The following is a 19,121-nucleotide window of genomic DNA, read 5'->3' as shown; positions in this document are numbered from 1 at the left end:
CGAAATCAGGATAAAAAGGTGTAATTTTTCGTATCGTTCCACATCCGGTCAAATTCTTTCTCATATTCGCCCGCAATTGTTTCGTTGGCGACAACAACCAGATTCTCATCGTTTTTTTTCTGCGCGGAAGCGGTATAATTATAGCTTCCGGTTGTAACGGACGAATCGTCGATGATGGATACTTTCAGATGCATGATACCGGAATGGGAATTGACTTTCACGGGGATGCCCGCGTTTTTTACGATCTTCAAACATGCTTTCTGGCTGGATGCGCCGGAGCACTCTTTATCTGAAATCAAGCGGACCGCCACGCCGCGCTTTTTGTCTCCCGCGATCGCGTCCGCAACTTTTTTGTCTGTGAAGCTGTAGATGGCAACATCCAGCCTCTTCTCCGCCGAGCCGATTTCCTCTATTAATTTCCCCTCCGCATCCTGTCCCGCTCTCGGGAAATACACCGAGACGGACGATCCGGATACCGCAGCTGACACCGGAGCCGCAGGAACGTTTTCCATTTGGCTGAACAACTGACTGGCGGTGTCATGAAAGGCAGAGCATCCTGAAATTCCCAAAGCCAACGTCACAGTCAAAATCAACGTAAACAATCTTTTCTTCATGAAGTCGCTCCTTATACGCATTTTTAAGGGTCTTTCCCGTACAATATCCCATCAGGGCGGATTGGACCGGATCGTTCCCCATGGTAACCCACGGGTCATTCGGAAGCCTTCCTTTTCGTGCCGTTTCGGTTTAAGAATTGCGAAAGAAAACCGCCAGCTTAGGCCGGCGGTTTTCTTTCTATCGCAACAATCCGTCAGATAAAGATTACAAAAGACCGCGCTGAACCCCGGCGCGGCAAACAAAAAGAAACGCGGAACTCCATTGTCCCTTTAACGCGGAGACCCATGAGATTCCACATTGCCGATTTTTCTCAGACAATAGATGAGAGTATCCCGCTCCTGCTGGGTAAAGGGGCTCAGAGCAACATCATTCAAATCATCGATGACCCGAAGCACATCGTCCTTCATGGCCTTTCCCTCTTCGGTCAGCACAACCTGGATACTTCTCCGGTCGTTGGGGTCCAATTCCCGGTCGATCACTCCCCTCTTCTGCATACGGTCCAGAACGCCGGAGATCGTGGAATTTTCCAGGCGAAGTTCCTTGGCGATCTCCTTCGGGGTGCAGGGCCCATAGGTCCACAGACAGTTAAGTACGCCATACTGACCGGGAGTAATGCCATAAGGTGCCAGGCCGGCGGCAAAGTTCATAAAAATTTCGTGCTGAGCGACTGTCAAAAGATAATTGATGCAAAAAGAAAAATCCATAATATACCAATCCCGTTTTGAAATTAAACACGCCATCCTGCCATACGAGCAGCAAAGATCGGGGCCTTGCTTCAGAACGCTCTGTTTTCCGGCATATTTTACGCCCGGCAAAGCAAGTTTTCGCAGCCATTTCCGAAGACAAGATACCCTGTGCAGAACGCCGTTTCAAAAAATTAAGCTGTAAGCGGTCCTTCCGCTGACCGGAAAGACCGTTTGCAGCATTATAACATAATTATTGGTGAAATTCTATACTGAATACGAAATATTTCACTTTTTTATCACGCAGAAACAAATCCGCCGCATCTCAGAAGAAAAATTGGAATGGAGTTTCTGCGGCTTATGAGACGCGGCTGAACGGCACGGCAATGGAAGCAAAGTTTCTCAGCGGAACAAAGAGCCGCTGATGACCAGCTTCTGGATTTCGTTTGTTCCCTCGTAGATCTGGGTGATCTTGGCGTCGCGCATCATGCGTTCCACATCGTAGCCCTTCATGTAGCCGTTGCCGCCCAGGAGCTGGACCGCCTCGGTGGTGACTTTCATCGCGGTGTCGGTGCAGGTCAGTTTCGCCATGGCGGCGGGGACGCTGTAGGCTTTCTCCTCCTCCTTGAACATGGCGGCCCTGTAGAGGATCAGCTCAGCCTTCTGGATGTCGGTCTGGAGTTCCGCCATCTTGAAAGCCAGATACTGCTGCTTGAAGAGTGGCCTGCCGAACTGTTCACGCTCCTTCATATACTGACGGGCGATTTCAAAGGCGCCTTTGGCAATGCCCAGCGCCTGGGCTCCCACGCCGATGCGGCCGCCGTCCAGCGTCTTCATGGCCAGCTTGAAACCCTCGCCGGGTTTGGCGATCATGTTTTCCGCCGGGACACGGACGTTGTCCAGATGCAGGTCGGAAACCTGGGCGCTGCGGATGCCCATTTTGTCCTCGATATGGCCGACGGTGAAGCCGGGGGTCCCCTTCTCCACGACGAAAGCCGCCATCCCTTTTGTGCCAAGCTCGGGGTCGGTAAGGCTGTAGATCACCGAGTAGTCGGCGAGCGGGCCGTTCGTATTAAAGCACTTGCCGCCATTCAGAATGTAGGAATCCCCGTCTTTTGTGGCCACGGTCTTCTGGCCGGCGGCGTCGGAGCCGGCGGTGTGCTCGGTGAGGCCGAAGGATCCGATGCAGCGGCCGCTGGCAATGGGTTCCAGAAATTTCTTTTTAATATTGTCCGGAGCGGAAGAATTCATGATGCTGCCGCCATAAAGGGAAGTGTCCACGGAGAAGGAGATGCCGAATGCGGCGTCCACTTTGGAAACCTCCTCAACGGCAAGGATATAGGCCAGATAGCTGCCTCCCTGGCCGCCGAACTTCTCGGGATAAGGCAGGCCGTAGAGGCCGGTCTTGCCCAGTTCCTTAAATGCCTCCAGGGGAAATTCACTGTTGGCGTCCCGCTCCCGCACTCCCGGGAGCAGCTTTTTTTCAGTAAATTCGCGCACCATCTTCTGAATCTGTTCTTGCTCTTGCGTCAGCTCAAAATTCATGAAAACTCATCCTTTCTGTCGATACCCTGACGGGTAAAATTATGAAATAGGTGTATGTTCTAATGCAAATAATTTTATATACAAACTACGCATTGCCATTGGCCGCTTTCTTTGTCAACGATCCGGCCTTGCTCAGATCGGAGGGAAGCGGAAGCGTCCTTCCAGAGGGTCTGATGAAGGGCGCTCCGCAGCAAGAGGGAGCAGACAGCCGGGTCTCAGAGTCCCAAGACAGCCAAACCAATGAAGAGGAAGCAGGCGATGAAGGGAACCACGATCTGGGTGATGAAAATATCGAAATAGGCTTCCTTGTGGGTAAGCTTGCAGATGCCCAGCAGGGTAATCTGAGCGCCTTGGTGGGGCAGGCTGTCCAGAGTGCCGGCAGCGATGGCGGCAATCCGGTGGACATAGGGCAGCGGGGCACCCAGCGCTATGTATGTTTTTTTCAACGCGTCAAAGGCCACGCCCATACCGCCGGAGGCCGAACCGCAGACACCGGCGCACACGGCCACAGTGATCATGACGAAGAACAGGGGGTGCATGTGCAGATTCTTCAGCGAGGCCACCAAATCCGTAAAGCCCTGCGTGTTCTTCACCACGCCGCCGAACCCCACCACGATGGCAGTGTTCAGGATGGCCACGCCGGAGTCGGCGGCACCTTTGTTGAAAATCTTGACCCAGGCGCTGATGCCGCCCCGGATGCGGGAAAACATCAGGATCATCGCCACGATGATGCCGATCATGACGGAAGTCTCAACCGGCAGGCCCTTTCCGTTAAAGAGAGGAGCATTGAAAAAAAACAGGATCAGGATAATGGGAATGACGGCCACGATGACGTTGGGCAGGGCCTCGTCCTCCTCGCCCTGGAGCTCCTCAGGGGAAAGCTGGGTCTGCAGGCGGTCGTCGGCAAACAGGAAACCCCTTTTGGTGAAGGAGCGGGAACGCCACTCCAGCCACACGAAGATCATCACATAAGAGGCGATGGTGATGATGAGGGAAGGCAGAAAAGCCGCGGTGGCCGGGGTGCCCAGAGAGGTCATCGGGATGACGTTCTGGATGGAGGGGGAGCCGGGGCCGTACATGGACCAGGTCCAGCAGCCGGCTGAGATGGCGGCCGGGATAAGCCGGCGGGTCAGGTTTGCCTCGCGGAACAGTTGAAGCGCGATGGGATAGACAACGAAGAACACCACAAAACCGGAGATTCCTCCGTAGGTCAGGATGCCGGTAATGGTCATGATGATGGGGGCAACCAGCTTCCCCTTGCACAGGCCGGTGATGCTTCTGGCTATGGACTTGGCGGCGCCGGTGAACTGATAAACGGCACCGAACAGCGCGCCCACGAAAAACACCAGGAAGTACTGGGTGATGTAGCTGGTAGCTGCCGGCATGAACTGCTCCTTCAGGCCCGTCAGGATGGCAACCGGATGTCCGACAAGGAGCGCCGAGACGACGATCACAAAAATGGTGACCAGGGGTGCCAGGATGAGTGCGCTGAACTGTTTGAATGCCAAAACGCCGAAGAGGATGATGGCAATCACCAGGATAAGAATGCTCATATTCAAAGGCTACCACTCCTTCATTGTTTGTTTCCAGCTTTTAACGATCGCGGGGGGTAAGGCGACTCAGTCCTTTCTGAGTCCCATCAGGCCGTCTGAGAAGATGCGCTGGTCCATGAGCTTGGGCTTGCCGTCCGTCTTCGGGACAAAGCCCATCAGGTCGATCACTTGGGTTTGGACATCGATGCCGGGAGCCACCTCGGTGAGATAGACGCCGTCGGACCGGAGTTCAAACACCGCGCGCTCCGTAATGTACATGACGGGCTGGCCGATCTTGGAAGCGTAAGAACCGGAGAAGGTGATCTGCTGCACGGTGTCGATCAGCTTTTGCTCCCTGCCCTCCTGGGTAATGACCAGCCTGCCGTCCTCCACCTTGGTCTTGAGCCCGCCCGCGGTAAAGGTGCCGCAGAAAAAGACCCGTTTGGCGTTCTGGGTGATGTCGACGAAACCGCCGCAGCCGGCGATCCGGGAACCGAACTTGGAGACGTTGATATTGCCGTCCTTGTCGGCCTGAGCCAGCCCCAGAAAAGCGAGATCCACACCGCCGCCGTCATAAAAGTCGAACTGGTAGGGCTCATCCACGATGGCTTCCACATTGACGGAGCCGCCGAACTTCGGCCCGCCCTGAGGAACGCCGCCCACCGGGCCGGCCTCCACCGTGAGCGTCATATAGTCGCCGATGCCCTCTTCGCTGGCAACCATGGATATGTATTCGGGAATGCCGATGCCCAGATTGACTACCTTGTCGGGCTCCAGTTCCAGAGCCGCCCGGCGTCCGATGATCTTTTTGGCGCTCATGGGAGGAAACTCCAGGCTGGCGAGAGGCACCCTGAACTCGCCGGACATGGCCCCATCGTACTCGCAGCCAACGCACTGCGTGTGGTCGGCCTTATCCTCGCAGACGACGATGGCGTCCACATAGATGCCCGGGATCTTGACTAGCCGGGGGTCAAGGACGCCGCTCTGCACGACCTTTTCCACCTGCACAACGACCTTCCCGCCGCTGTTTTTCACCGCCTGGGCCATGGAGGTTGCCTCCGTGGAGGCAACCTCATGCTCCAGGGTAACATTTCCGTTTTCGTCGGCATAGGTGCCGCGGATAAAGCCGATGTCGAGGGACGGGGTCTTATAAAGAAGCTGTTCCTTACCGAAGATGCTTACCACTTGCACAAGGTCCTCCGTGGCGATCTGGTTGAGTTTCCCGCCCTCTATCCGGGGATCCGCAAAGGTGTTCAGGCCGACATGGGTCAAGGTGCCAGCCCTGTGGCCCGCGATGTCCCGAAACATCTGGGACAGAGTTCCCTGGGGAAAATTGTAACCTTCGATCTTATTTTGCAGGACCAACTCGCCCAGCTTGGGAGCCATATTCCAGTGGCCGCCGACGACCCGTTTGGTCATTCCCTCATGGGCAAAGTGGTCGGCGCCGCTCCCGTCCCGGTTGCCCTGGGCCGCGGAGTAAAAAAGAGTCAGATTTTTAGGTGATCCAGTCTCCAGGAAACGCCGCTCCAGAGCCTTGGTGAGGGCCTCCGGCATGCAGGTGGCCACAAAGCCGCTGTTCGTGATGGTCGCGTTATCCTTTACCAATGCCGCAGCCTCGTCGGCCGTGATAATCGGTTTTTTTGCCATTGTCTTACCTCCGTCTCATATGGGGCGGCTGATGGAACCGCCCCTTTTTCCAGGCTTCCTTTCAGGAAGCCCCTACAAAAAAATCCGCCAAATAAACCCGTTCTACAGAAAGCAATTCAAACAGGCGAACACCGGAAAGCACCCCGGACGGGCACTTTGGGGGAGCGTATCAATTATGTAAAGCATCCATCAGAGCGGATTTTATGCGCTGCCGGAATGGAATCATTTCCCGATAAAGTGCTTTTCCTTCCGCTTCTCCAGGAAGGCGGTCATGCCCTCTTTTTTATCCTCGGTGGAGAAGGACAGGCCGAAGAGATTGGCCTCCAGCTTCAAGCCGCTGTCCAAGTCGGTGTTGAGGCCGGTGTTGATGGCCTGCTTTGCCAGAGAGACGGCGAAGGGACCGTTCTTCATGATGCGCCCGACCATCTTCCTGCAGTAGTCGATCAGCTCAGCCTGGGGCACCACATGGTTGGCCAGGCCGATGCGGAAAGCCTCCTGGGCATCGATCATGTCGCAGGTGAAAATAAGTTCCTTGGCGCGGCCCTTGCCCACCAGGCGGGCCAGACGCTGGGTCCCGCCAAAGCCGGGGAGAATGCCGAGGCCGCATTCGGGCTGGCCGAATTTGGCGTTTTCAGAAGCAACGCGGATATCGCAGGCCATGGAGATTTCGCAGCCGCCGCCCAGAGCGTAGCCGTTGACTGCCGCAACGGTGACCTGAGGCATATTCTCCAGCCGCCCAAAAGCCTCGCGGGCCAGAAGACCCATCCTGCGGCCTTCCTTCGGGGTGGCGTTCACCATCTCGGAGATGTCCGCACCGGCTACAAAGGACTTTTCACCGGAGCCCGTCAGGATAACCGCATTTACATCCTCACGCCCTTCAAGCTCAGACAGACATTGGTTCAGTTCCGCCAGAGTTTCGCTGTTGAGGGCGTTCAACGCTTTGGGCCGGTTGATGGTAAGCAGGGCAACGCCGTTTTCCACTTCCAGAAGTAGATTGTTCATACAGAATCCTCCTTAAATAATAATCTGTTCTTCCTACCCAAAATCCAGGGAGTATTTCCAACTTCCTGTTCTGAAGAGAACTATAGCACCAAATTGTTCGTATGTCAAATTATTTTCGTTATTTTTTTATATAGATTTTTTATAATGTTTTTGTATTTTATGCATCTTTTCTTGCATATGCAAGTATTTTTGTATGGAAAATATTCTTGATTAATAATGTTTTTGATGATACAATAGGAATATTTTTTCATGCAGCCTGAGATTAAAATTATTGTTAAAAAAATTTCAGAATGATGCATTCAACCTCTCGCGGCAAAGGGCAGGACCGTGTGGGCACGGCCAATATCGTCCCCCCTGAAGGACTCGGCGCAAAAAAACAACGCCCCAGGCTGAAGCCTGGAGCGCAAATAAAAAATGCCAATCGTATTTTAGACGGGCCGATTTCCGAGCTGCGAAGCGCAAAAAGATTTCCGCCAGAAATCGGCCGCAAAAAGGAACGTGCTTTTACAGCAGTATCATTCCGTTGCCGGCACCGATCCGGTCCGCGCCGGCCTCAATCAGTTCTTTTGCAAATTCCGGCGTTCTGATCCCGCCGCTGGCTTTGATCCGCAGCCGGTTTCCAACGGTCTTCCTCATCAGCCTGATATCTTCCAGGGTCGCGCCCCCCGCGGAAAACCCGGTGGAGGTTTTTACAAAATCCGCTCCGCCGGCCTCGGCCAGCTCGCAGGCTTTCACCTTTTCCTCCTCCGTCAGCAGGCAGGTTTCAATGATCACCTTCACGATCGCCGGCTTCGAGGCTTTGACAACGGCCGCAATATCGGCTTGGACGAAATCCCAGTTCCGATCTTTGATTCCACCGATGTTAATCACCATATCCACCTCGGCGGCACCGTTTTTAACGGCCTCGGCGGCTTCAAAAGCCTTGGCGGAAGTCAGCATGGCGCCCAGAGGAAAGCCCACCACGCAGCATGTGTTGATCTTTGAGCCTTTCAGCTCCGAGGCAACCAGCGGAACATGACAGCTGTTGACACAGACGGAGGCAAATCCGTATTTTCTGGCTTCCGCGCAATACCGTTTAACGGTCTCCGTCGTCGCGTCCGCTTTTAACATCGTATGATCGATTTTACCTGCAATTCCCATTTCGCTTGCTCCCTTTCTGTTAATACGAAAACCACTCTCCCGATTACATGCAGATTATAGCATGACAGCGCACATTTTTCAAGTAAAACCGCTTCCAAAAGAATAAAAAAATAAAAAAATTTATCTGTAATATTAAACAAAATAGTACAAGCCAGATAAAAAATTTTAATTTTTTTAACGGTAAAAATCAATTTTTTAATTGACATTCGTATTTTTCTGTGCTATTTTATAGGCATAGAAGTAATGAAAGTGGTTTCAAAAAATACAAGTTAAGCGGTAATGTGTAATATGAATATTTACGATGTTGCAAAAGAATCCGGCGTATCCCCGGCAACGGTTTCCAGGGTATTGAACGGCAATAAGAATGTCAAAAGGTCGACGCGGGAAAAGGTCCTTAAGGTCATTGAGGGTACGAATTACGTTCCCAACGCGCTTGCAAGGAACCTCAGCGTCGGAGGGTCGCAGAATATCGCGTTTTTGGTCCCGGATATTGAAAACCCTTTTTTCAGCAAAATCCTGCACGGGCTTACAGACAAAGCCTTGGACTTTGATTACAACGTGTTCATGTTTGGCACGGATGAAAACTCCAAAAGGGAGCACAAGATTCTGGATTCCATTAAGACCGAAATGGTTAAGGGTCTAATTATCATTCCCGTTTCGGAACACGACGAAGAGACCAAAAAGAGGCTGGACCGATTCGAGGAACAGGGCATCCCCGTTGTTCTGATCGACCGCGATATCACCGGTTCCAGCTTTGACGGCGTCTTCTCAGAGGACGCCAACGGGGTTTTTCTGGCCGTTGAGAGTCTGATCCAGGAAGGCCACCGCGAGATCGGAATCATCACGGGTCCGGATACCTCCAGACCGGGGCACGAGCGCCTGAAGGGATACAAAAAAGCACTGGAAGCCTATGATATCAAGCTGAACCCCGAATATATCGTGAACGGCTTTTTTCGCGAAGAAGAGTCCTACCAGGCGATGAAAACCCTGATGGAGCTGGACCATCCGCCGACGGCGGTCTTCGCCTCGAACAATATGACGACCCTGGGCTGTCTGCGATACATGAAGGAAAAGGGCCTGGAACTGACAAAGGACGTGTCCCTGGTCGGCTTCGACGACATCAAGGAACTGGAATATACGGACGTGCGCCTGACGGTTGTAACAAGGCCCGTTTATGAAATGGGCTGCGAGGCCATGGGGCTTCTGGAAAGCAGATTTCAGCAAAAAGACCCGGCGGCAGACAGGCACATGGTCATCCACAGAAATCTTGTTAAAACATGGCTGATCAAACGGGGGTCCGAAAAAAAACAATCAGTTTTGGGGGAAGAACAATGAGCAAGGTGGCTGTATTCGGCAGTTTCGTGGTCGATCTGATGGCGAGAAGCCCGCATCTTCCCGTCGCGGGAGAAACAGTGAAAGGTTCCATGTTCCGGATGGGTCCGGGCGGAAAGGGATTCAACCAATGCGTTGCCGCTCATAAGGCCGGGGCGGATGTCGCAATGATCACGAAGCTCGGGAAAGATGTGTTCGCGGACGTGGCGTTGAACACGATGTCACGGCTTGGCATGCCGAAGAACCATCTCTTTTATTCCGCAGAGAATGAAACCGGTATCGCTCTGATTCTGGTCGATGAAAAAACAAGCCAGAATGAAATCATCATTGTCCCGGGCGCCTGCAGCACGATCACTCCGGAGGAAGTGAAAGCGATCGAGCCCGTGCTCCTGGAGTCGGATTACGTTCTTCTTCAGCTGGAAGTGAACCAGGAAGCGAACGAGATGGCCGCCGATCTGGCCGTTCGGCACGGCTGCCGGGTAATCGTCAACACCGCGCCCTACGCTCCGCTGACGGACGAATTTCTTTCCAGAGCATACATAGTGACCCCCAATGAGGTCGAGGCCGAGGAATTGACCGGCGTTCCGGTCACGGACCTTGCATCCGCCAAACGGGCGGCGGACTTTTTCTACAAAAAAGGAGTCGGAAAGGTCATTATCACGCTCGGATCGAAAGGCGTGTTTGTTTCTTCCGACGGCAGGGAGGAAATCATCCCGGCATTTCCGGTGAACGCCATAGACACCACAGGGGCGGGAGACGCGTTCAGCGGCGGTCTGCTGGCGGCTCTGGCCGAAGGAAAAGACATCTGGGAGGCGGTGCGCTTTTCGAGCGCGCTGGCGGCAATCTCGGTTCAGCGGCTTGGAACGACGCCGTCCATGCCGAGCAGGGAAGAAATTGACGCTTTTTTAAAAGCGCATGAATAAAGGGGTGTAGCAAAATGTTGAAAGGGATTCCGACAAGAATTGGTTCCGATTTGTTAAAGGCACTGGCGGACATGGGCCACGGGGATATCCTGATCGTGGCGGATGATTTTTACCCGCCGCTCTCCAAGACGCCGGGCGGCGTCAGTATCCAGGCCAAGGGAAACAGCGCCGCTGAAATGATCGACGCGATTCTTCAGCTCATGCCGCTCGATACCGAATACTGCGCCCATCCGGTGGAATATATGGTTCCGGACAAGGACGCCGGCGTGAGCATGGACCGCCCGGAAGTCTGGGACGAGGCGATTGACGCGGTTGTTAAAAACGGATATGACGCAAAATTCGTCGGAGAGATCGAGCGGAGCAAATTCTATGAGAAGGCGGGCAGGGCCTGTGTGACGGTCTGCACAAGCGAGCGGCGGCCGTACGGCTGTTTTATTCTGCAAAAGGGTGTTTTGTAAGAAATAGATTTGCCGAAAGGGCAAATTTATTAAATAGAAATGGAGGAGCTATCAAAGATGAAAAGACTGACGGCAATATTCCTGGCGTTTGTCATGGTGTGTTCACTCACAGCCTGCGGAAGCAGCGGTTCCGCGTCCTCGGGCAGCGCGGCGTCCGCCTCGTCACAGGCGGGAAGCGGCACGTCGGCCGGAGCGTCCGGCAAAACCTACAGCATCGTTTACCTGACCCCGTCCACCGCCTCCCAGTTCTGGACTTACGTGGGCATCGGAATTGAAAACGCCATGAAGGACATGGAACAAAAGGAAGGCATCAAAATCAACTTTTCCACGGTCGGCCCCGCCGAGGAAAGTCAGACGGAAGACTATGTGACCGCCTTTGAAGAATCCATCGCAAAGAAACCGGATGCGATCGTCACGGCGACCCTGGCGATCGACGCCACCGTTCCAAAGGCGGCGGAGGCGACGCAAAACGGCATTATTCTGAACTTTGTGAACTGCGGTCTGGGGGTTGGAGACGACGGAGCGCATCAGGACTCCTACAATGAATTCTACTTCTGCTCCAACGATACCATAGGCGAAATGGCCGGCCAGGCCTTCCTCGACGCCATGAAGGCAAAGGGAATGGATATCGCCCAGGGGACGGTCGGCATCAACATGAACGTCGAAAACGAGGCCCTGAACCACAGAATCCAGAGCTTCCGCGACTACATAGCAAAGAACGCGCCCAAGCTGACGCTGACGGATACCTATTACAACGGCAATGTGGTTGAAAAATCTCAGTCCAATGCTGAAAACATCATCTCCACCTTCGGCTCCAAGCTGGTCGGCATGTACTCCGGCAACAACATCACCGGCGACGGCGTCTGCCTTGCCGTGAAAGCGGCCGGCATCGGCAGCAAGATCGTGTCGGTAGCAGTCGATTCCGACGACACCGAGATTTCTTCCCTGAAAGACGGGTCTCTCGACGCGATCATTGTTCAGGACGCTTATGCGCAGGGATACAAATGCATGGAAAACGCGATCCAGACTCTGGTCACCGGTTCGAACCCAGAGAAAAAGAAGCAGGTAAACTGCCCGCCCGTCATCATCACCGGCAAAAACATGAACAACTCCGATATGCAGGATCTGCTGGACCCAACCAGGCTGAAAAAATAAGAGACGAACGGGAACTCAGCCGAACGTAAACATGAAAAGGGAGGCCGTTGTGCCGCGTGCGTCAAGCTGCACAGCCCCTCCCCTTCCTAATTAGGTGGGGGAAACAATGCAGGATGCTATTTTAAAAATCGAACACATCAGCAAGTTCTATCCCGGCGTCACGGCGCTGGACGATGTGAGCTTTGAAATCGAAAAAGGTGAAATCAGGGCGCTTGTCGGGGAAAACGGAGCGGGAAAGTCCACCCTGATCAAATGCATCATGGGCGTTGAAAAGCCTGACCGCGGCAGGATCTCCATGAATTACAACGGCCAGTGGGTCAGCAATTCCAATGCATTGGAAGCCCAGAGCCACGGCGTATATGCGAATTATCAAAGCGTAACGATTGCCCCGGACCTCAGCGTGGCCGAAAATTACTTCCTGGGAAGACAGCCGAGGACAAAATTCGGTGCTGTCGACTGGAGGAAAATGTCTGAGGAAAGCAGGAAGATCATCGATCAATTTGAAATGAACATCAATCCCGGAGACCAGATCCGGAAGCTGCCGATCGCCATGCAGGCGATGGTTACCATCAGCAAGATTTCAACAAATGAGGACATCCGGCTTGTTATTTTTGATGAACCGACCGCGCTGCTCGAAAACGAAAAAGTGGAAATTCTATTCCGGTTTATCAAAGAATTGAAAAGCCGCGGGGTAAGCATCATTTATATCTCCCACCGGCTGGAAGAGATTATGGGAATCTGCGACAGCGTTACAATCCTGAAAGACGGCTCGTACGTCGACACAAAGCCTGTCGGCGAAGTGACAAAGGATTCCCTGATTACCATGATGGTGGGCAGAAAGATGTCCGATATTTACGATATAAAGCATCAGGAAATCGGTGAAGAAGTGCTTCGGGTCGAAAATTTCAGCGACAGCGACCACTTTAAGGAGGTCTCCTTTTCGCTCCACAGGGGAGAGATTCTCGGGTTTATGGGGCTCGTCGGCGCCGGACGCAGCGAAACCATGCGGGCTTTGTTCGGGGTGGAGAAAAGACTGACCGGAGACGTGTATCTCCACGGCGAAAAGGCCACGATCCGAAATTCCAGCGACGCCATGAAACACGGGATCTGCTTTCTGACGGAGGACCGCCGGGCGGACGGTCTGGCACTTCAGCTGCCGATCAAAACCAACATCAATATGAATTCCTATGAGATGATCAGCAGCCATGGCGTGATTTCTCTCAAAAAAGAGACCGAACGGGCGGAAAGCTATTCAAAGCGCGTCAATGTCAAAACTCCCAGCGTCCTGCAGCTGGCAGGTAATCTTTCCGGCGGGAACCAGCAGAAGGTCGTCATCGCAAAGCTGCTCTGCAGGGACCCGGAAATCCTGATTTTTGACGAACCGACCGTCGGCATCGACGTTGGAGCGAAAGAGGAAGTTTATAAAATCATGGAATCGCTGACGGCACAGGGGCGAAGCATTATTCTGATTTCCTCCTATCTGCCGGAAGTGATGGGACTGTCCGACCGGCTGATCGTCATGGCGCAGGGCAGAATCACCGCCCAGTTCAGCAACGAGGAACTGAAAACTCTGAAAGAAGAAGACGTACTCCGTAAAGCATCCATAGAAAGCTAGGTGGAGGAGGATTACCATGCGCAATGAAATTTCCAAAAGATCCGGCGCAATCAGCAAAACCTTTCAAAAAACGGAATTCACACTGGGCATCATCATTATCGCTCTGTTCGTCATTACGTCTTTTTGCACGGATAACTTCTTTACGCTTTACAATATCACAAATCTGATGAAGCAATGCGCAATCATCGGCGTGCTCGCCGTCGCACAGACCATGATTATCATTACCGGGGGCATCGACATCAGCGGAGGCGCCATCACCGGCCTCTCCTGCATGGTACTCGCTCTGCTGCAAAGGGACACGCACGTCAGCTTTTATCTCACGCTGGCCGTGGCTCTGGTCGTTTCTCTTGCGGCGGGATTATTAAACGGCGTCATTATTTTCGATTTCAAGGTGCCGCCCATGATTGCCACGCTCGGCACTTCGACCATTATCCGCGGAATCGTTCTCATCATCAGCAACGCCCTCACGGTCAGCGGGCTGGATCAGCGGATTCTGAGTATGGGGAACAACAGCATCGGCGGTTTTCTCCCCTTTTTGGCCATTATCTGGCTCGTGGTCTCCGTGATCGTGTTTTTGATTCTTCGATACCGGGTGTTCGGCAGAAATCTGTATGTGATCGGCAGCGGCATGGAAGTCGCCAGGCTGAGCGGCATCAAGGTGAGAAAAATGACTTATTTTGTCTACGCCTTTGCCGGCCTGCTGTACGGCATCGCGGGAATCATGCTGGCGGCCCGCGTACAGAGCGCGCTCCCGACCGGCGGCGACGGTTACGATATGAATGCCATCGCGGCGGCCGTGATCGGCGGCGCGTCCCTGGCGGGAGGCCGCGGGGCGATCAGCGGGACCCTGCTCGGAACCATTCTCATGGTTCTGATCAACAACGCCGGGGTCCAGTTCGGACTGAATACTCATGTGCTTGAAATCACCAGCGGCGTGCTCATCATCTTCGCGGTCACCATGGATATGCTGAAGAACAGGAAAAAGGCGTAGCAAACCAACCCGATTACATCAATGGTTCATCCCATCCTGCCGAAAAGTCCGGCCTTGCCGGGCTTTTCGGCATTTTTGCGCCCTTTTCAGGCGAGTTCCTCCGCGAAACGATATCCGCATTGATTAAAAACCGCTCTGTCCAACCGCAACACAAGTTGGGACTGTTTCCTTTTGACAAGACACAATCTGTGATTCATCCGCTCAAATACCGCCTGATTTACGCACGGAATTTTGAAATACACAGGGATTAATATGGGGCTTGTGAAATATTGTCCTGTTTTAGACGGGTTTCGACTAAAATTAACGCTGCGCGCAGGCAGAACGAAAAATTGGCACAGCAATTGCTTCATTATATCGAATGGGTAATTCCATCTGGATATTGGAACCGGTGTGATAAGTTTCCAAAAACCAGCCTATTTTATTGGAGGGGTATCATGCTTGTTACAGAGATATTAAGGCAAAACGCTGTGCTTTACGGACAGGAAGCCGCTTTGACCTCCGTCGAATCAAAGGGTCTTGTCCCCTTCGACGACGCTTCCTATTCGGAACGCCGCCGCGAGATCACGTGGCGTGTGTTCGACGAGTATGCAAACCGGGTTGCAAATTTTTATAACGGCAGGGGGATCGGCAGGGGAAATAAAGTCGGCATGATCATGATGAACAGAATCGAATGGCTTCCCGTCTATTTCGGCATCATGCGCTCCGGAGCCATGGTCGTGCCCCTGAATTTCCGCTATACAACGCAGGAAATCGTCCGCAGCGCGGAATTTGCCGATCTAGACGCAATGGTACTGGACCAAAGATGCGTTCAGCAGGTCCAAAAGGGACTGGGCAGCATGCGCAGAATCCGCTCCTTCATTTTTGTTGGGCGGAAAACCGAATGCCCGGCCTTTGCGGAACATTACAATGACACGTTTGGAATCAGCAGCACAGATGACCCGGGAAATACCATCGCCACCGGCGACGATGCCGCAATCTATTTTTCTTCCGGAACGACCGGCTCCCCGAAGGCGGTCGTCTATACCCACCACACTCTGGAATTGGCATGTGAACAGGAAAGCAGGAATCACGGACAGACTCACGGCGACTGTTTCGTTCTCATCCCGCCGCTGTACCATGTCGGAGCGAAAATGCACTGGATGGGCAATCTGCTGACGGGCGGCAGAGGAGTACTGATGCTGGGTTTCAGCGTACCCGCCTTCTTCGAAATCGTTTCGAGGGAGAAGGTAACAATCGCATTCCTGCTGCTGCCTTGGGCACAGGATATCCTCTGCTCGCTGGAACTGGGCGGGATGAACCTCGGCGACTATTTTTTGGACGACCTGCGTATGATCCACATGGGCGCACAGCCCATACCTCCCATTGTACTGAAAAAAATGGAGGCTTACTTTCCAAAACTGGATTTTGACATCAGCTACGGACTCACGGAATCCGGCGGCCCGGGCTGCATCAATCTTGGCAGGGAGAATCTACAGAAGGCGGGCTCGATCGGCCGTCCGGTCGAAGGTTGGAAAGCAAAGATCATTGATAAGGACGGAAAGCCTGCTGAATTTGGGGAACCCGGGGAACTTCTGCTGCGCGGCGGCGGAATGATGAGCCGGTACTATAAGGAGGAACGAGAAACCGCCCTGGCTCTGAAGGGCGGGTGGCTTCATACGGGAGATATCGCAACAAAGGATCAGGACGGTTTCTATTATATCGTGGACCGAAAAAAAGACGTCATTATCAGCGGAGGAGAAAACATTTACCCCGTACAGATTGAAGATTTTATCCGGCAGCAACGGCTCGTAAAGGATGTGGCCGTATTCGGCCTTCCCCATTGCAGGCTGGGAGAAGCTGCGGTCGCCGTGGTTGAACTGCTTCCCGGAGCAGCCTGCTCCGAGGACGAACTGATGGATTTCTGCGAAGCACTGCCGAAGTTCAAAAGACCGAAAAGGATTTTTTTCAGAACGATTCCCCGGAACGCCACCGGCAAGATAGACAAAGTCCTGCTGCGAAAGATCTACGCCGACACAGAACTGCAGCCACCCCCGCTCCCGGTCGGGTAATCTGTTGCATATACTTGTAACCCCGCAACATTGAGACACAATCTGTCACATTTGCTGCAAATTGATCTTCACGAAACAAGGCTTGAATTATGCAACATTAACATGTTTTCGTCGATCAGTTTATGTTATGTGCCGGTTGTTCTCTTTCTTTATCCTGATTTAGAAAGTGGCATGCAACTTGCTCTTATATCAGTTGCTGATGCTACTGTAAACCAAAAAAGGAGATGAGGCCAAAGCCTGTTATCCCGATTTTTCCGGCGGCCTCGGGCCCTGAGCCCAAGGCGAACCCAATAAAAACGATCTGAGGTGTTCAAATGGTTGATAGAATTATGAACGAGGAACAGCGGGACATTGTTGACCTCGCAAAGGGAATTCTGGAGAAGGAGCTTGTCCCGCAGCTTGAAGAATGCGATAAAACCAGCAGATTCCCGACGGATGTCTTTCAGAGTCTGTTCAAGGCCGGATTATATGCCGTAGAGGTTCCGGAGGAATACGGCGGTCTGGGAATGAATTTTGAAACTCAGTTTCTTCTGAACGAAACGCTGGGCTACTACGACACCGGATTTGCGTTCAGCTTTCACGCGGGCAGCATGTCCGCCGACTCGATCTTCATCGGCGGCACGGAAGAGCAAAAGCGATGGGCGTCCGAGCAGCTCCTAGCCGGAAAAGTTTTCGCCTTCTGTCTGACGGAGCCGGCGGCCGGGTCCGACGCGGGGGCAATCACCACGACGGCCAAACGCGACGGCGACGAATACATCATTAACGGCAACAAAACATTTATCAGCTGCGGGGAAATCGCGGATTACTTCATTGTGGCCGCAACGATCGACAAAAGCCTGAAGCACAAAGGAATTACGCTTTTTCTTGTCGAAAAGGAGCGCGGTGTCCAGATCGGGAAACACGAGGACAAAATGGGGCTCAGGCTCTCCCCCACCAACGAAGTGATCTTCGACGAAATCAGGGTTCCCGCCGACCACATTATCGGCCGGGAGGGAAAGGGCTTTTCCATCGTAATGAAAAACATGGAGGCGGTCCGTCCCCAGACGATGACCTTTGCGGCCGGACTCATGATGAGGGCCGTCGACGAGGCGACCAGATTCGCAAAGGAACGCACCTCCTTCAACATGCCCATCATCAAATTTCAGGGACTTTCCTTTCTGCTTGCCGACATGCTCAAGCTCACGCAGGTTTCACACGGCACGCTGATGTACATCGCCAGGCTATTGGATGAAAAACAGCCCCTGAACGGAATGGGAGCCTCGGCAAAAATATTCATTTCGGAAAGCGCGTCCCAGGTGGCTTCCCATGCCGTGCAGGTCCTCGGAGGCTACGGATACATAAAGGACTATCCCGTTGAAAAGCTGATGCGCGACGCAAAGATCTTTGAAATATTCGAAGGCACCAATCAGATTCAGCAGGTTGTTCTCGCGGGCCTGCTTTCAAAATCGGATAAGTAAGGAGGTCTTTCCGTGAAGGAACTCAGCAGAAACATTATCGGCACCACGACCGGAAAAGAAACTTTCGAGTATGCCTGGCGCGACATCGCGCTCTACGCCGCCGGGGTCGGCGCAAAGGACAACGAGACGCAATACCAGTACGAAGTCGGGCTGAAAGCCCTGCCTACCTATGGGGTCGTCCCCTACTGGGGCACCTTCGGCATCACCCCGCACAGGGACCTGCCCCGCAATGTCACCTTCTCCCTGAATCTCGACCAGGAGGGCAGCTTTCACATGGCGCATAAGCTGATCCTTCATCAGCCCATCGCCCCCATGGGCGCAAGACTGACGATCGAGGACATCATCACGGAAGTTTATGACAGAAACGGCAAGGGCGCGGTTGTAAGAAGCGAGCTCACGGCTTACGATGAGTCCGGCGCAAAGGTTTTCACCAACGTCGGTGACACCATCTTCGGCGCCTATTCCGTGCCCAGCGCTCCTCCCTACCCGAAGAGCACCGTCGTCTTCCCTGAAAGGGAGCCAGATTTCACTGAAAAGGATTTTGTCGCCCCAAACCAGCATCTTCTTTACAGGCTGTCGGGAGACACGAACCGCCTGCACGTGGATCTCGAGGAAGCCCGTCAGCGCGGCTTTGACAGGCCGATCATGCAGGGACTCTGCTCTTTCGGCTTTGCCTGCCGGCTTGCGGTCAGGGACCTCGTTCCTGGCCAGCCGGAGCGCATCAAATCAATTGAAGCACAGATGCGCAATCCCCTGTTCCCGGGAACAGAAATAGAGCTTAGCCTTTGGAAAGCCGGCGACGGCAGGGCTTATTTCAGATTGATGGACCTTCAGAACTCAAGGCCGGTACTCGAGAAAGGTGAAATCGACTGGGAGTAGCCCGGATTTCAAAGAACGAAAAAAAATGAGAAAAGAGCGCTTTGGTTCCGCCTTTATAGGGCAAACCGATGCGCTCTTTCTGTTTTTTTCCCGCATAAA

The 19,121-nt window shown here is 53.3% G+C and carries 16 protein-coding genes; 9 read left to right on the top strand and 7 right to left on the bottom strand.

Going from position 1 to position 19,121, the window contains the following annotated elements:
• Positions 1-5: 5 nt before the first annotated feature.
• The 7 genes from EQM14_RS04590 to deoC all read right to left on the bottom strand — a co-directional run bounded on the left by EQM14_RS04590 (position 6) and on the right by deoC (position 8,164).
• The gene (locus EQM14_RS04590; RefSeq protein ID WP_205703203.1) at positions 6-614 is read right to left on the bottom strand and encodes a phospholipase D family nuclease; all 609 of its coding nucleotides are present in this window, start codon (positions 612-614) and stop codon (positions 6-8) included.
• Between the two features lie 270 nt (positions 615-884).
• Positions 885-1,319, bottom strand: a complete 435-nt coding sequence (locus EQM14_RS04585) for a MarR family winged helix-turn-helix transcriptional regulator (protein WP_205703202.1) — start codon at positions 1,317-1,319, stop codon at positions 885-887.
• Positions 1,320-1,700: 381 nt separating this feature from the next.
• Positions 1,701-2,843 carry an acyl-CoA dehydrogenase family protein gene (locus EQM14_RS04580; protein WP_128741845.1) on the bottom strand — a complete coding sequence of 381 codons (1,143 nt, stop codon included), beginning with the start codon at positions 2,841-2,843 and terminating at the stop codon, positions 1,701-1,703.
• A 215-nt stretch (positions 2,844-3,058) separates the two neighbouring features.
• The gene (locus tag EQM14_RS04575; RefSeq protein ID WP_442861474.1) at positions 3,059-4,396 is read right to left on the bottom strand and encodes a GntP family permease; all 1,338 of its coding nucleotides are present in this window, start codon (positions 4,394-4,396) and stop codon (positions 3,059-3,061) included.
• Positions 4,397-4,462: 66 nt separating this feature from the next.
• Positions 4,463-6,022, bottom strand: coding sequence for an acyl CoA:acetate/3-ketoacid CoA transferase (locus EQM14_RS04570; RefSeq protein WP_128741843.1), 1,560 nt, complete (start codon positions 6,020-6,022; stop codon positions 4,463-4,465).
• Between the two features lie 222 nt (positions 6,023-6,244).
• A complete protein-coding gene (locus EQM14_RS04565; protein WP_128741842.1) occupies positions 6,245-7,024 on the bottom strand; it encodes an enoyl-CoA hydratase-related protein in 780 nt (259 codons plus the stop codon).
• Between the two features lie 504 nt (positions 7,025-7,528).
• Positions 7,529-8,164 carry a deoxyribose-phosphate aldolase gene (deoC, locus tag EQM14_RS04560; RefSeq protein WP_128741841.1) on the bottom strand — a complete coding sequence of 212 codons (636 nt, stop codon included), beginning with the start codon at positions 8,162-8,164 and terminating at the stop codon, positions 7,529-7,531.
• Between the two features lie 288 nt (positions 8,165-8,452).
• On the opposite strand from deoC, the gene EQM14_RS04555 reads away from it, so the two are divergent.
• From EQM14_RS04555 to EQM14_RS04515, 9 genes are all read left to right on the top strand, one after another.
• Positions 8,453-9,499, top strand: a complete 1,047-nt coding sequence (locus EQM14_RS04555; RefSeq protein ID WP_128741840.1) for a LacI family DNA-binding transcriptional regulator — start codon at positions 8,453-8,455, stop codon at positions 9,497-9,499.
• Positions 9,496-10,419: a ribokinase gene (rbsK, locus tag EQM14_RS04550; protein WP_128741839.1), complete on the top strand. Its 924-nt coding sequence runs from the start codon at positions 9,496-9,498 to the stop codon at positions 10,417-10,419. Before EQM14_RS04555 ends, rbsK begins: the two co-directional genes overlap by 4 nt.
• Before the next feature lie 14 nt (positions 10,420-10,433).
• Complete coding sequence (locus EQM14_RS04545; protein ID WP_128741838.1) at positions 10,434-10,877, top strand: RbsD/FucU family protein; 444 nt, start codon at positions 10,434-10,436, stop codon at positions 10,875-10,877.
• 57 nt (positions 10,878-10,934) lie between these two features.
• Positions 10,935-12,032: a substrate-binding domain-containing protein gene (locus tag EQM14_RS04540; RefSeq protein ID WP_128741837.1), complete on the top strand. Its 1,098-nt coding sequence runs from the start codon at positions 10,935-10,937 to the stop codon at positions 12,030-12,032.
• A 106-nt stretch (positions 12,033-12,138) separates the two neighbouring features.
• Entirely contained in the window at positions 12,139-13,647 is a 1,509-nt protein-coding gene (locus EQM14_RS04535; RefSeq protein ID WP_128741836.1) for a sugar ABC transporter ATP-binding protein, read from the top strand.
• Between the two features lie 16 nt (positions 13,648-13,663).
• The gene (locus tag EQM14_RS04530; protein ID WP_128741835.1) at positions 13,664-14,638 is read left to right on the top strand and encodes an ABC transporter permease; all 975 of its coding nucleotides are present in this window, start codon (positions 13,664-13,666) and stop codon (positions 14,636-14,638) included.
• A 434-nt stretch (positions 14,639-15,072) separates the two neighbouring features.
• Positions 15,073-16,686, top strand: a complete 1,614-nt coding sequence (locus EQM14_RS04525; RefSeq protein ID WP_128741834.1) for a class I adenylate-forming enzyme family protein — start codon at positions 15,073-15,075, stop codon at positions 16,684-16,686.
• Positions 16,687-17,000: 314 nt separating this feature from the next.
• Positions 17,001-18,143 (top strand): acyl-CoA dehydrogenase family protein, encoded by a 1,143-nt coding sequence (locus EQM14_RS04520; RefSeq protein ID WP_128741833.1) that lies wholly within the window; start codon positions 17,001-17,003, stop codon positions 18,141-18,143.
• A gap of 12 nt (positions 18,144-18,155) precedes the next feature.
• Complete coding sequence (locus EQM14_RS04515) at positions 18,156-19,022, top strand: MaoC/PaaZ C-terminal domain-containing protein (protein WP_128741832.1); 867 nt, start codon at positions 18,156-18,158, stop codon at positions 19,020-19,022.
• The last annotated feature ends 99 nt before the right edge of the window (positions 19,023-19,121 follow it).

The sequence above is a fragment of the Caproiciproducens sp. NJN-50 genome, assembly GCF_004103755.1.
Classification (GTDB): Bacteria; Bacillota; Clostridia; order Oscillospirales; family Acutalibacteraceae; genus Caproicibacter.
Note: the sequence above shows the minus strand (reverse complement) of the source record. Positions and strands in the feature narration are given on the sequence as shown.